We start from the raw sequence: 14,104 nt of genomic DNA on the forward strand, positions 1-14,104 counted from the left end.
TGACAACCGGCTCACAAGCGGCACCCCGGCCACGGACAAGTACGCCACACGGTCCGCGGGCTCCCGGGGCCGACCGGTGGCCGGGACGGACGGCGCGCCTCCGACCGGAACCCTTGCGGTCGCCACCCGTCTCCTCCTACGGTCCGGTGCGCGAGTGGTGTTACCACTGGTCCTGGCGGTGGGCGGCGGAGCGCCCGAGGCGTCGGACACCCCGCGACGGCGCACGAACGTGTCCTGCTCGAACGTCCCGTGCGTCGTCTCGCGGAACACCGGGTAGGGATATAAGACGCTAACCCTCAGAAAAGGGTCGCCGAGCCCAATTGCTCGTTGCCGCAACCAAGTTCGACAGGAAGAATTGAGGTCCGCCCCCCGCATGGCTCGTCCGTGATCAGCCAGGGCTCTGCCGCGGTGTGCGCTCCCACGAATCCGACCCCGCCCGCAGTGTGGGCGCGTAGCCGAAGGGAGGACCGTGACCTTCGGATTCGCTCCGTCCTCCGCGGCGTCGACGTCGCCGTCCGCCAACCTGTCCGCCGCTTCCGCCAATCCTCTGGCCCGTACGCTCGAACCCTCCGAGTGGGCCGCCGCGGGAATCCCCCTGCTGCGCAATCCTCGCGAGGTCGTCAGCGGGTTGCACACGCGTCATCTCCCCAAGCCGGCCACCGCGATCGTGGCGGTCCTCGATCCCGACGAACGGCTACGGGCGAGCGCCTCCTTCACCCGTCGCCCGGCGCCTGCCGACGGCTGGATGTCCCGCAACGTCCTGCTGTCCCAGCTGCGCCGGGTGATCCCGCACGACCTGCGACGCCGGACACCGGTGCGCACCGCCGTGCTGCTCTACTGCCGTGAGGGCGACGCCCGCTGGACAGAGGAGGACGGCGCCTGGATGTGGGGGCTGCGGGACGCCTGCACGCTGCACGGGCTGCGCTGCGGGGCGTACATCACGCTGACCCGTGACGGATGGCAGGTGCTCGGCGAGGGCCGCGGTGGACGCCGCCCGAACGCGGATTCCGCGCCCGAGCCCTTCGCCACGTCCGAGGCGCCGCCCCCGCTGCCGCGCACGGGCGGCGCCGTCTCGGCGGAGGTCCTGCGGCGCGCGGCGGCCCGCTAGACGCGGGCCGGGGCTGTGCGGACCGCGTCACGCACTCGTGGCGCCCGCGCACCCGCACGGCCCCGTGGGTACACCCCGCGCTCCTCCGAGCCCGCGCGACAGCTTCGGGTGACGGTACGACGAAGCGCGCCCCGCCGCGCGACGGACCTACACGGCACGGCACTCGGAGTTCACCGCACAGCCCAGCGCGCCCCGACAACAGGACACAGCGCCGCCTTACGGGTGCCGGGCACGACGAGGCAGCCGCTGTGCAGGTGCCGCTCGCGCGGCACCTTTCCACCCCTGAGACCCCGGGCGAACCGGCTCAGCCGACTGCGCTCAGGCGCCGGTGCCCAGTGCCGAGTTGATCTGCTGCGGGTCGCCGCAGACGATCAGCAGGGCACCGGCCCGAGCCCGGGCAAGCGGCAGGGCGTCGCCGGCCACCGACTCGGGACCGCCGTTGACGGCGACCACGACCACGGGACGCGATACGGCGCGCGAAGCCACGGCGACGTCGGTGTAGAAGACGTCGTCGGCAGCGTCGTGCTGCGCCCAGTAGGAGGCTTCTCCGAAGGACAGCTCGTGGACGGCCCACGGGTGCTTCTCGCCGGTGGTGATCACCAGCACGTCACCGGGGGCACGACCCGAATCCAGCAACAGGTCGACGGCTTCTTCGGCAGCATCGAGCGCACCCTCGGCGGAAGCCGGGATCAGCTGGATCTGCGGGGTCACCGCGGCCGGAGCCACGGCGACAGGGCCCGACGGTACGGGCTTGGCCACGGCCACGTCGTGCGGCGTACGTTGCACCGGCGGCGCGGGCCTCAGCGGGCCAGGGCGACCGGGGCGCGGATGAGCCGCGGGACGGGGGCCGGGTACAGGACGGGGGGTCGGCGCGGTACGGCCACTGGCCGGAGTAGCGCGGGGACCCTGGGCACTCTCGTGAATCTGAGGCTCCTCGGGAAGGAGAGGCATGAGCTGATATCTATCAAACGTTGGTGCGACTCGCGCCAGCGGGTGGCACATCAGTGCGAGCGGAACCGTCAGAAATCGAAGCCAAGTTGCCCCTTGATCTCCGGAACGCTTCCCTCCGCCCAGCTGCGGGCCTTCTTGAGGTGCCGCCACTGGGGCAGCGCATCAAGATACGCCCACGACAAGCGGTGGTACGGGGTGGGGCCCCGTGCCGCCAGTGCGGCCTTGTGCACGGGCGACGGATAGCCCGCGTTGGCCGCAAAACCGAAGTCTGCATGGTCGAGACCCAGTTCGGCCATCATTTTGTCGCGCTGAACCTTGGCGATCACCGACGCCGCCGCGACGGCCACGCACGACTGGTCGCCCTTGATCACGGTGCGGACCTTCCAGGGCGTGCCGAGGTAGTCGTGATTCCCGTCGAGGATCACCGCGTCGGGACGGACCGGAAGGGCGTCCAGCGCGCGCACCGCCGCGAGCCGCAGGGCGGCCGTCATGCCCATCTGGTCGATCTCCTCCGGAGAGGAGTGCCCCAGGGCGTGCGACGTGACCCACTTCAGCAACTCCTGGGCAAGCTCCGTACGCCTCTTGACGCTGAGCAGCTTGGAGTCGGTGAGACCTTCGGGGGGTCGACGCAGTCCGGTGACCGCCGCGCAGACGGTGACGGGGCCGGCCCACGCGCCGCGCCCCACCTCGTCGACACCGGCAATGATCTTCGCTCCGGTCGTGGCGCGGAGGGAGCGCTCGACAGTGTGTGTAGGCGGTTCGTACGGCATGGCGCCCTTAGCGTACGCCGCCCGGATCATCCTCCGACACCCCGGTTTCCCCGAACGGCTTGACCAACGTCAGCGACTCCAGATCGACCGGCGTACGGACCCCGGTCATCCGCCGGTCGGCCGCAGCAGCGGCAGCATCAACTGGTCGATCATCTCTTCGAGATCCCGATCGCTCCATTCGCTCGCGCACATCTTGGATCGGTACATCATCATGGCCGGTATCGCGTCGAAGACGTAGCCGTTCGCCGCGTCAGCCCGCACCTCGTCCCGCTCTATTCCACGGGTGATGATCTCGCGCAGCAGCCTGAGTGTCGGCTCCACGACTCCCCCGAAGATCACGCCGTGAAAACGCTCCGCCTGCGCCGGGTCACATTCGTGAATCACCGCACGGAGGGCAAAGCCAGGGCGCGAGAACATCGCGTCACGTGCTCGTCGGCACAGCGTGAGCAGATCTTCGCGCACACTGCCGAGATCGGGCGCCTCCTCGAACGACGGCAGTCCGGCCCGGAGCGCGTCCGCGACGAGATCCTCCTTGGACGGCCAGCGGCGATAGACCGCGGCCTTCCCGGTCTGGGCGCCGGCGGCGACGCCCTCCATCGTGAGGCCTTTCCAGCCGACGGTACTGAGCTGATCCAGAGCGGCATCCAGGATCGCGCGTTCCAGTACGGCGCCGCGCCGACGAAGGACAGCCGTCTGAGCGGGGGCGGCCGTCCAGCGCGAGGTAACCATCTGAGCGTCTCCAACAGGCAGGGGAAGCGGGGATTCCGTAGACAGGGAAGCGCCGTGCGGCACCGACGGGGGATGTACCACACGAACAATAAGCTGAGTGAACGCTTGCGTTCACTACTTGGGACTCACTACCGTTGACGCGGCAGTGAACGCGATCGTTCACTAGAGCACTTGTGGGGGACCCATAGTGACAACCTCTCAGTTGATTCAGGACCAGAAACCGGGTGCGGCCCGCCGGGAGGGGCATCCCGGTATCGCGCTCACCGTCATCGCGGCCTGCCAACTCATGGTGGTACTCGACGCGACGATTGTGAACATCGCGCTCCCGCACATTCAAGACGCGCTCAAGTTCAGTACGACCGACCTCACGTGGGTCGTCAGTGCCTACACGCTCACCTTCGGTGGCCTGCTGCTCCTCGGCGGTCGCGCGGGCGACATCCTCGGCCGCCGCCGGGTCTTCATGACCGGGATCCTGCTGTTCACGTTCGCCTCGCTGCTCGGCGGTCTCGCGCAGGAGCCGTGGCAGCTGCTGGCCGCACGTGTCCTGCAAGGGGTGGGCGGCGCGATCGCGTCGCCCACGTCGCTGGCGCTCATCACCACGACGTTCCCCGAAGGGCCGGAACGGAACCGGGCCTTCGGCGTCTTCGCCGCGGTCTCCGCGGGCGGCGGCGCCATCGGTCTGCTCGCGGGCGGCATGCTCACCGAGTGGCTCGACTGGCGTTGGGTGCTCTTCGTGAACGTCCCCATCGGCGTACTGATCGCCGTACTCACGCCGCTGTACATCAGCGAGTCCGAGCGGCACACCGGACGCTTCGACATCGCGGGCGCGGTCACCTCGACGGCGGGCATGGCCCTGCTGGTCTACGGATTCATCTGCGCGGCCGACGAGGGATGGCGGGACGGCCTGACCATCGGCTCCTTCGCTGCCGCGCTAATACTGCTGCTGGCCTTCGCCTTCATCGAATCCAGGGCCAAAGAGCCGATCACGCCACTCCGGATGTTCGCCGACCGCAACCGCTCGGGCACCTACGTGATCATGCTGAGCCTCGCCGCGGCCATGTTCGGCATGTTCTTCTACATCGTGCTCTTCGTACAGAACGTGCTGGGGTACAGCCCGATCAAGGCGGGGCTCGCGTTCCTGCCGGTCACGGTCGTGATCGGACTGGGAGCGGGCCTGTCCCAGCGGTTCCTGCCCGTGCTCGGGCCCAAGCCCTTCATGATCGCGGGCTCGGCACTCGCGGCCCTCGGGCTGGGCTGGCAGGCCCTCATCAGTTCCGACAGCTCTTACGTCGGCGGGGTGCTCGGGCCGATGCTGGTGTTCGGCTTCGGTATGGGTCTGAACTTCGTCACCCTGACGCTCACCGCGGTCTCCGGTGTCGCCCAGCATGAGGCCGGTGCGGCATCCGGGCTGCTCAACACCACTCAGCAGGTGGGTGGTTCGCTGGGCCTGTCCATCCTGACCACGGTGTTCGGTACCGCCAGCAAGGACGAGGCGGAGAAGCAGCTGCCGAAGTTCCTCGCCGAGGGCTCCGCGGAACAGAAGGCGGAATTCAGTCGGACCCACCAACTGCCCGGGCCATGGGGGCACGAGGTACTCGCCCATGGCATCTCCACGGGCTTCATCGCGGCCGTGTCCATGGCCGTACTGGCCCTGGCCACCGCCTGGTTTGTGATCAAGGTCCGCAAGAGCGACCTGGATGCGCTCGCCGGCACGGCGGGCCCAGGTATCGGCTGACCCGTCCGACCCCGCACGGAACTGCGGATGGCCGGACCCGCGCCTGGAGACCGACGACCAGGACCGCGGTCCGGCCATCCGCACGCCACCCGCCCCGGTCGGCACACCACGCGTTCCGCCGTGAACGGCCCGTACAGCCATGGACACGGCCGCCAACAGCGCCCCCGAGTCCTGTACGAAGTGCATTTCCGCCCCCCGGCCCCTTCTCATGTCACCCTCCTGTGCGAACCCACGCCCCACACAGCGGATGTCACAAGAACGCCCGAACCGTCACGCAGAGTTCCCAACGTGCACGGAGAGTCTCCAAAAGCCCAACTCGTCAACCTCACCCGGTGACCGGTCGCGAGTTCGGGACAGCCAGACCAGTGGGCCGGGTCAGAGAGAGCGCGGCACCCAGGCCGGGAAGGTCTCCGTCTGCTCCACCCACGCGGCCGGTGTACCGGCCTTGCCGGAGGCGACCACTCCGCCCACGATGGCGCAGGTCGTGTCCACGTCTCCGCCGACCTGCGCGGTCGTCCAGAACGCCTGCTCGTAGTCCCCCAGGGACCTGGCGGCCGACCAGAGGGCGAAGGGCACGGTGTCATGGGCCGTCGTACGGCGCCCGCAGCCCAGCACCGCGGCGACGGTGCCGGCATCGGCGTAGTCGAGCATGTCCCGGGCTCGCCGCAGGCCCGCGCCGACGGCACTCTTCGGAATGAGTGCGACCACGCCGTCGAGGAGTGCGCCGGGGCTGGGCGGGCCACCGGGAGCGGCAGCCAGCGCTGCCGCCGCCGCGACGGCCATGGCGCCGACCACGGCCTCACGGTGCTGGTGCGTGGGGTACGCGGAGATCTCCGCCTGGTGCGTCGCCTGCTCCGGATCATCCGCGTACCAGGCGCCCAGCGGGGCGATCCGCATGGCGGCGCCGTTGCCCCAGGACCCCTGCCCGTTGAACAGTTCGGCGGCGAGCTCGCGCCAGTCACCGCCTTCCCTGACCTGGCGGAGCAGGCGGTTGACCGCGGGGCCGTACCCGCGGTCGAAGTCGTGGTGCTCGGCGAAGGAGCGGGCCAGGGCGTCCTGGTCGACACGGCGGTGAGCGGCCAGGACCGCGACCACGGAGCAGGCCATCTCCGTGTCGTCCGTCCACTGCCAAGGGCCGGGAGGCAGTTCGCGCTGCTTGAGCAACGGGTGGTTCACCGGCACGAAGAACTGCGAGCCCAGCGCGTCCCCCACAGCCAGTCCGCGCAGGCTGGCCAGGGCGCGGTCCAGGCGCCCGTCGGGAGAGAAGTCAACGGTCATCGCCCTGCCACTCTATCCAGTGATCCCGTACGGCTCCGGATCCCGCCACTGTGCGAAGGGCCGGTCGAGCGCATACTTGCCGTCGTCCCCGAGAACGAGCATCCGCATCTCCGCGTTCCCCGGATTCGCCAGCGACTCGAACTCCGCGACCGTCCAGTGGAACCAGCGCATGCAGAACAACCGCATGGCGAGACCATGGGTGACGATCAGCACGTTCGACGGGTGGTCGGGGGCCTCGAAGCTTCGGTACAGGCTCTCCAGGAAGCCGCCCACCCGGTCGTACACATCGGCACCGGACTCGCCCTGGGCGAAGCGGTAGAAGAAGTGCCCGTACGCGTCCCGGTAGGCCTTCTGGAGCCGGACGTCGTCGCGGTCCTGCCAGTTTCCCCAGTCCTGCTCACGCAGCCGGGGCTCCTCGCGTACGCGTATGAGGTCGGGGTCCAGGTGGAAGGCGCGCAGGGTCTCGTGCGTGCGGCGGTACGGCGAGACATACACGCTGACGGGCTCGCGGCCGAAGACCTCGCGCAGCCGCTTTCCCGTCTCCTCTGCCTGTTGCCAGCCCTGGTCGGTCAGGGCGAGGGCGTGGTCGGGTTCACGCTCGTACACGGTGTCATCAACATTGCCGGTTGATTCGCCGTGCCGGACAAGGACGATGCGCCGTGGTCGTGCCATGCCAAGACCCTAGATCGGGTGAGGCCGGATCGAGCACTCGTACGGCCTCCATACGGCGTAGGTCACACACTTTCCGCACCAAGGGGCACGGAGGACCCACGGGTGACAGACCCGGACGTCAGACCGTCCAGCTCGGTTCGAGCTCCACGATGTCCCCCGCGAGGGCCGCGACGTCCGCCTCCGTCTGGGCGCGCAGCGCGAGGCGCTCCACGCGCTCGGCGCGGTATTTGCCGTGTTCAGCGGCCGACAACCACATCGACAGCACCAGGAACTCGCTGCCCGGTGCCTCGCCGAACAGTCCGCGGATCATGCCGGGCGAACCGGCCATCGCGGGGTTCCAGACCTTCTCCTGCATCAGCGTGAAGTGCTCGGCGCGCTCCTCGTGGACGCGGCAGTGGGCGACCCGTACCAGGTCCGCGTCGGAGAACCGCGGTTCGAAGCCGGTCTTCACGTCGAAACGGTGATCGAACAACTTGGCCTGGCTGTCCTTGAAGGTGCCTGACTGGGCTGCCGCCAGCCGGTCGTGGGATCGGGCCATGAAGGAGTCGTAGAAGGCACGGCTCTCCCAGAACGCGAAGGTGTGCGCCACGCCCTGCCGCCCCCGGCTCCAGCCACCGCCCTGTCCCCGAAACCCCGGCTCCCCCAGAAGCCCCGCCCACTTTCGCTGCCCCCGCTCGAAACCGCGGCGGTCCACCACGGTGCAGCGAATCCACTTGACCAGCACCGCGCCATCGTAAGGCCACGGAGCGTGGCGTCGGTCACCCTCGGGCGGACAGCTTGCTCCCAAGCGCACACGCATGCATGACAGGATGGACAACCTGCCATGTCCGCCCGGCAGTTCGGGCGGCGCCTCCGGGGGAAGGGGAAGTCTGGTGAACGGCCTCAAGAAGGGCGTCCGCAAGGTCGAGATCGCTCTGAAGTGGGACCCGAGTCCGGCGGGACAGCCGCCCACCGATCTGGACGTCGTCGCCGCCACCTATCTGGCGAGCGATCCGTACGGGGACCCCGCCTATGTGGTGCACTTCGACAGCCGCTCCCCGGACGGCACCATCTACCTCAACCGCGACAGCAAGGACGGCAAGGGCTTCGGCTGGGACGAGGTCATGACGGCCGAACTCGAACGGCTCGACGCCCGCTACGCGCGCGTGGTGGTCGGTGTCGTCATCCAACAGCGCTCCGAGCACCGGACCTTCGTCAGCGTGATCAGCCCCGCGCTGCGTATCCGTGAGGGCTACACCGACCTGGCCGAGGACAATTTCGGCGACCTGCTCGGGGCGACTGCGGCGACAGTCGCGGAGTTCGTGCGCGAGGAGTCCGGCACCTGGGCCTTCCACCCCGGCATTCTCGGCTTCGAGGACGACCCGGCGACGTTCACGGCGACCATGGGCCGGGCACGCCGGACCTGACCCTCACCCACGAACGGGTGACCGTCGCGACCAGTGACAGTCTCAGGACGTCCGCGAGGGGGCGTCGGACCGCGCGGGTATCTCCTGGTGCTTCAGCCATGCCAAAGGCGGTGGCACCGAGAATCCGGTGCCACCGCCCTGGCAGTGGTTCACACCCAGAGGGTGCCGATCATCAGCTGCAGCCGCTGGTCGAGCCGCAGCCCTCGCAGATGTAGCAGGAACCGGCCCGCTGCATCTTCGTACCGCAGGAGAAGCACAGCGGGGCGTCCGCCTGGATGCCCAGCTGCATCTCCACCAGCTCGGCGCTGGTGTGGGCCTGCTGCGGGGCGGGCTTGGCCGCCTCGACCTCGGCCACCGGCGGGGCGACGGCCTTCAGTTCCTGGGCGCGCGGCGCCGACTGGGCCAGCCCCTCGACGTCCACCTCGTCGTCGATGGACTGCTCGTACGAACCGGTCTCCAGGTGGCGCTGACGCTCCTCGGCGGAGTGGATGCCGAGCGCGGAGCGCGTCTCGAAGGGCAGGAAGTCGAGCGCCAGGCGGCGGAAGATGTAGTCGACGATCGACTGCGCCATCCGCACGTCCGGGTCGTCCGTCATACCGGCCGGCTCGAAGCGCATGTTGGTGAACTTGGAGACGTACGTCTCCAGCGGCACCCCGTACTGAAGGCCCACGGAGACGGCGATCGAGAAGGCGTCCATCATGCCCGCGAGGGTCGAACCCTGCTTCGACATCTTCAGGAAGACCTCGCCCAGACCGTCGTCCGGGTAGGAGTTGGCCGTCATGTAGCCCTCGGCGCCGCCGACCGTGAAGGACGTCGTGATCCCGGGACGGCCCTTGGGGAGGCGCTTGCGGACCGGGCGGTACTCGACGATCTTCTCGACCGTCTCACGGATGGTGGCCTCGGCCTTCTCCGTGACGGCGTCGGTCGCGGGCTTCTCCTTGGTCTTGGCGGAGAGCGGCTGGCCGACCTTGCAGTTGTCGCGGTAGATGGCGAGCGCCTTGACGCCCATCTTCCACGCCTCGAAGTAGACCTCTTCAACGTCCTCGACGGTCGCCGTCTCCGGCAGGTTGACCGTCTTGGAGAGCGCACCGGAGATCCAGGGCTGGATCGCGGCCATCATGCGGACGTGGCCCATCGCGGAGATGGAACGCTCGCCCATGGCGCAGTCGAACACGCTGTAGTGCTCGTGCTTGAGGCCCGGGGCGTCGACGACGACGCCGTTGTCGGCGATGTGGGCGACGATCGCCTCGATCTGCTCCTCCTGGTAGCCCAGGCGGCGCAGAGCCTGCGGAACGGTGCCGTTGACGATCTGCATCGAGCCGCCGCCGACCAGCTTCTTGAACTTGACCAGGGCGAGGTCGGGCTCAAGGCCGGTGGTGTCGCAGGACATCGCGAGACCGATGGTGCCGGTCGGGGCGATGACCGACGCCTGGGCGTTACGGAAACCGTTCTTCTCACCGAGGCGCAGAACATCCTGCCAGGCCTCCGTGGCAGCGGCCCAGATCGGCGAGTCCAGGTCGTCCACGCGGACGGCCTTGGTGTTCTCGTCGGAGTGCTGCTGCATGACACGCAGGTGCGGCTGTGCGTTGCGGGCGTAGCCGTCGTACGGGCCGACCACGGCGGCGAGTTCGGCGGAGCGCTTGTACGACGTGCCGGTCATCAGGGAGGTGATGGCGCCGGCGAGGGCACGGCCGCCGTCGGAGTCGTACGCGTGGCCGGTCGCCATCAACAGGGCGCCGAGGTTGGCGTAGCCGATGCCGAGCTGGCGGAACGCGCGGGTGTTCTCACCGATCTTCTGGGTCGGGAAGTCCGCGAAGCAGATCGAGATGTCCATCGCGGTGATGACCAGCTCGACGACCTGGGCGAAGCGCTCGATCTCGAAGGACTGGTGGCCCTTGCCGTCGTCCTTGAGGAACTTCATCAGGTTCAGCGAGGCGAGGTTGCAGGACGTGTTGTCCAGGTGCATGTACTCGCTGCACGGGTTCGAGCCGTTGATGCGGCCGGACTCCGGGCACGTGTGCCAGCGGTTGATGGTGTCGTCGTACTGGATGCCCGGGTCGGCGCAGGCCCAGGCGGCCTCGGCCATCTTGCGGAAGAGCGCCTTGGCGTCGACCTCCTCGATGACCTCGCCGGTCATACGGGACGTCAGACCGAACTTGCCGCCCACCTCGACGGCCTTCATGAACGTCTCGTTCACGCGGACCGAGTTGTTGGCGTTCTGGTACTGGACCGACGTGATGTCGTCCCCGCCCAGGTCCATGTCGAAGCCCGCGTCACGCAGGGCGCGGATCTTCTCCTCTTCCTTGACCTTGGTCTCGATGAAGTCCTCGATGTCGGGGTGGTCGACGTCCAGGATGACCATCTTGGCGGCGCGGCGCGTGGCGCCACCCGACTTGATCGTTCCTGCGGAGGCGTCGGCACCGCGCATGAAGGAGACGGGACCCGAGGCGTTGCCGCCCGAGGAGAGCAGTTCCTTGGAGGAACGGATCCGGGAGAGGTTCAGGCCGGCGCCGGAGCCGCCCTTGAAGATCATGCCCTCTTCCTTGTACCAGTCGAGGATCGACTCCATGGAGTCGTCGACGGCCAGGATGAAGCAGGCGGACACCTGCTGGGGCTGGGGCGTACCGACGTTGAACCAGACCGGGCTGTTGAAGCTGAAGATCTGGTGCAGGAGGGCGTACGCCAGCTCGTGCTCGAAGATCTCCGCGTCGGCGGGCGAGGCGAAGTACTTGTTGTCCTCACCGGCCTTCCGGTACGTCTTCACGATGCGGTCGATGAGCTGCTTGAGGCTCACCTCGCGCTGCGGGGTGCCCACGGCACCGCGGAAGTACTTGCTGGTGACGATGTTGACCGCGTTCACCGACCAGAAGTCGGGGAACTCGACGCCACGCTGCTCGAAATTGACCGAGCCGTCGCGCCAATTGGTCATGACGACGTCACGACGCTCCCACGCCACCTCGTCGTACGGGTGCACGCCGGGGGTGGTGTGGATGCGCTCGATACGCAGGCCCTTGGTCGCCTTGGTTCCCTTGGGTCGGGAACCTCGCGCCGGACTGCTCGCCGTCTCTGTCATGCCGCCTCCCTGTACAGGCAAAAACGCCCTGAAATGCCACGATGTTCCCGTGACACGGTGTTGTGTGTGGTGTTGCGGGCAGCCCTCTTGTCGCCCACAACAAGTCTTTGTCCGCCACTGGCCGACCGGCCCCGGGGTCTCCGCCCGGTTCCGGCCCGTCTGTCAGTCGGCGGCGTGAGCGGGTTCGGGGACCTGAACAGTCCCTCCGGACCCGCTGTCTTCTTCCTGGCTCCCCGCGACAGCACCTTCGCGGTCCTCGTCGTCCGCGGCGGGGGGTCCCGTCTCGTTCCTGAGTTGCACGATCGCGGCCTCGAAGTCCTCCAGCGAGTCGAAGGCCCGGTAGACGGAGGCGAATCGCAGATAGGCGACGAGATCGAGTTCCTGCAACGGGCCGAGTATGGCCAGCCCCACGTCGTGGGTGGTCAACTCGGCGCTTCCGGTGGCCCGCACCGCTTCCTCGACCCGTTGGCCGAGCTGAGCGAGCGCGTCCTCGGTGACAGGTCGTCCCTGGCATGCCTTGCGCACACCGTTGATGACCTTGGTACGACTGAAAGGCTCGGTGACTCCGGACCGCTTGACCACCATGAGCGAGCACGTCTCCACGGTCGTGAAACGACGGGAGCAGTCCGGACACTGGCGGCGCCTACGGATCGACGTGCCGTCGTCGGTCGTACGACTGTCGACGACGCGGCTGTCGGGGTGCCTGCAGAAGGGGCAGTGCATGAAGTCCAACCCTCCTCACAGCAGACTCAATAGCCTCAGGAGACCTCTTGGGCCCCTTGAAGCAGCCCCCAGCATAGGCGATCGCCGAGGGCTCGAAGACCCGGGGGACCACAACTTCTGGGCTGCTGTTGCAATCCAACCACTAGATGTGGGGATTGGCCCATACAAACACGCCGTACTCGCGTGTCGCGCGCGTATTGGCATGTGCCGCCCGCCCGTACCGCCCCACCGACACACGGGCGCACGCCCGTACCCCTGCGACACATGCGGAGATACCGTGGGCGCCACAGGGAGGGCGCGTGGGGTTCCCGCACAGATGAGGGCCGGTTCCCGGTCGACGGGAAGGCTGATGGCAGACTGAGTCGGCACCCACGAGGTCGCCACCCCGGCGGTGAACAGCACAACAACGGGCGCCTTCGTCTGCCAGGCGCCGCGTCAGCCATACACGCAAGCACATGATCGAGTCAGGTTATTCGCGTTTTTTCACTCGAACGTGTGTTTGGCGCAACCTTTCGAAAGCAACTACCGTTGTCCAGCAGGGAGACCATCGAGAGGGGCCGACGTGACCACCACCGCAGACAGTGCCACCATCACTGCCCAGGACCGCTCCCAGGGCCGACTCGAGCCGGTGCATGCGATGAACGAAGCCATGAATCCCGAGGGGCACAAGCGTTCCCTACCGGGCCGACCTCCAGGCATCCGGGCCGACAGCTCGGGGCTCACGGACCGGCAGCGCCGGGTGATCGAGGTCATCAGGGACTCCGTACAGCGGCGCGGCTACCCGCCGTCGATGCGGGAGATCGGTCAGGCCGTCGGCCTGTCCAGCACCTCGTCCGTCGCACACCAGCTGATGGCCCTGGAGCGCAAGGGCTTCCTGCGTCGCGATCCGCACCGCCCGCGGGCGTACGAGGTGCGTGGTTCCGACCAGTCGTCCTCGGCACAGGCCACGGACACCGCCGGCAAGCCCGCCGCGTCATACGTCCCGCTGGTCGGCCGTATCGCCGCGGGTGGCCCGATCCTTGCCGAGGAGTCGGTCGAGGACGTGTTCCCCCTCCCCCGCCAGCTGGTCGGCGACGGTGAGCTGTTCGTCCTCAAGGTTGTCGGCGACTCCATGATCGAGGCCGCGATCTGCGACGGCGACTGGGTCACGGTCCGCCGTCAGCCGGTCGCCGAGAACGGCGACATCGTCGCCGCGATGCTCGACGGAGAGGCGACCGTCAAGCGCTTCAAGCGTGAGGACGGCCATGTCTGGCTGCTCCCGCACAACTCCGCGTACGAGCCGATCCCCGGCGACGACGCGACCATCCTGGGCAAGGTGGTGGCAGTGCTGCGCCGCATCTGACGGCAGCGGCGGGCGGCCCACGGCCGACCCCTCTGACCGGGCCCCGGAACCCCTGCGCCGGTTCCGGGGCCCTGTGCTGCGCGGTCTCCCTGATCTGATGACCAGGGGCTGACGAAGCGTTGCCGATCGGGGGGGGGGGGGGGGGGGGCCCCCCCCCCCCCACCCCCCCCCCCCCCCCCCCCCCCCCCCCCCCCCCCACAACCCCCCCCCCCCCCCCCCCCCCCCCCCTCCCCCCCAACCACCCCCCCCCCCCCCCCCCCCCCCGTTTTCCTCCCTTCTCCCCCCGCCACCCCCCGGCGCCCAAGAACATTTTCTAC

General features: G+C 68.6%; 12 protein-coding genes. 4 read left to right on the forward strand and 8 right to left on the reverse strand.

Features of this window, described 5'->3' with window-relative positions; all coding sequences use genetic code 11:
• Nucleotides 1–469: 469 nt before the first annotated feature.
• Nucleotides 470–1,108, forward strand: a complete 639-nt coding sequence (locus ACZ5VD_RS39870) for a hypothetical protein (protein ID WP_468554100.1) — start codon at nt 470–472, stop codon at nt 1,106–1,108.
• A gap of 318 nt (nt 1,109–1,426) precedes the next feature.
• Here the strand turns inward: ACZ5VD_RS39870 and ACZ5VD_RS39875 are convergent, their stop codons facing one another.
• The 3 genes from ACZ5VD_RS39875 to ACZ5VD_RS39885 all read right to left on the reverse strand — a co-directional run bounded on the left by ACZ5VD_RS39875 (nt 1,427) and on the right by ACZ5VD_RS39885 (nt 3,558).
• Nucleotides 1,427–2,059 (reverse strand): hypothetical protein, encoded by a 633-nt coding sequence (locus ACZ5VD_RS39875; protein WP_468685347.1) that lies wholly within the window; start codon nt 2,057–2,059, stop codon nt 1,427–1,429.
• Nucleotides 2,060–2,127: 68 nt separating this feature from the next.
• A complete protein-coding gene (locus ACZ5VD_RS39880) occupies nt 2,128–2,829 on the reverse strand; it encodes a ribonuclease HII (protein ID WP_468685348.1) in 702 nt (233 codons plus the stop codon).
• Nucleotides 2,830–2,934: 105 nt separating this feature from the next.
• A complete protein-coding gene (locus ACZ5VD_RS39885) occupies nt 2,935–3,558 on the reverse strand; it encodes a TetR/AcrR family transcriptional regulator (protein WP_468685349.1) in 624 nt (207 codons plus the stop codon).
• Nucleotides 3,559–3,745: 187 nt separating this feature from the next.
• Here ACZ5VD_RS39885 and ACZ5VD_RS39890 point away from each other — a divergent pair, with 187 nt between their 5' ends.
• Entirely contained in the window at nt 3,746–5,293 is a 1,548-nt protein-coding gene (locus tag ACZ5VD_RS39890; protein WP_468685351.1) for an MFS transporter, read from the forward strand.
• A gap of 375 nt (nt 5,294–5,668) precedes the next feature.
• Here ACZ5VD_RS39890 and ACZ5VD_RS39895 read toward each other — a convergent pair whose 3' ends face one another.
• From ACZ5VD_RS39895 to ACZ5VD_RS39905, 3 genes are all read right to left on the reverse strand, one after another.
• Nucleotides 5,669–6,571, reverse strand: a complete 903-nt coding sequence (locus tag ACZ5VD_RS39895) for an ADP-ribosylglycohydrolase family protein (RefSeq protein ID WP_468685352.1) — start codon at nt 6,569–6,571, stop codon at nt 5,669–5,671.
• Between the two features lie 12 nt (nt 6,572–6,583).
• Nucleotides 6,584–7,243, reverse strand: a complete 660-nt coding sequence (locus tag ACZ5VD_RS39900; protein ID WP_468685354.1) for a histidine phosphatase family protein — start codon at nt 7,241–7,243, stop codon at nt 6,584–6,586.
• A 118-nt stretch (nt 7,244–7,361) separates the two neighbouring features.
• Nucleotides 7,362–7,967, reverse strand: a complete 606-nt coding sequence (locus ACZ5VD_RS39905) for a YdbC family protein (RefSeq protein ID WP_468554093.1) — start codon at nt 7,965–7,967, stop codon at nt 7,362–7,364.
• A 148-nt stretch (nt 7,968–8,115) separates the two neighbouring features.
• Here ACZ5VD_RS39905 and ACZ5VD_RS39910 point away from each other — a divergent pair, with 148 nt between their 5' ends.
• The gene (locus ACZ5VD_RS39910; RefSeq protein ID WP_468685357.1) at nt 8,116–8,649 is read left to right on the forward strand and encodes a TerD family protein; all 534 of its coding nucleotides are present in this window, start codon (nt 8,116–8,118) and stop codon (nt 8,647–8,649) included.
• A 172-nt stretch (nt 8,650–8,821) separates the two neighbouring features.
• Here the strand turns inward: ACZ5VD_RS39910 and ACZ5VD_RS39915 are convergent, their stop codons facing one another.
• Together ACZ5VD_RS39915 and nrdR are read right to left on the reverse strand one after the other, a co-directional pair.
• Complete coding sequence (locus tag ACZ5VD_RS39915) at nt 8,822–11,722, reverse strand: vitamin B12-dependent ribonucleotide reductase (RefSeq protein ID WP_468685358.1); 2,901 nt, start codon at nt 11,720–11,722, stop codon at nt 8,822–8,824.
• A 162-nt stretch (nt 11,723–11,884) separates the two neighbouring features.
• Nucleotides 11,885–12,445, reverse strand: coding sequence for a transcriptional regulator NrdR (gene nrdR / locus ACZ5VD_RS39920; protein WP_468554090.1), 561 nt, complete (start codon nt 12,443–12,445; stop codon nt 11,885–11,887).
• A 562-nt stretch (nt 12,446–13,007) separates the two neighbouring features.
• Between nrdR and lexA the strand changes: the two genes are divergently transcribed.
• A complete protein-coding gene (lexA, locus tag ACZ5VD_RS39925) occupies nt 13,008–13,787 on the forward strand; it encodes a transcriptional repressor LexA (RefSeq protein ID WP_468554089.1) in 780 nt (259 codons plus the stop codon).
• Nucleotides 13,788–14,104: the final 317 nt, after the last annotated feature.

The organism is Streptomyces sp. NPDC032822 (assembly GCF_055578825.1).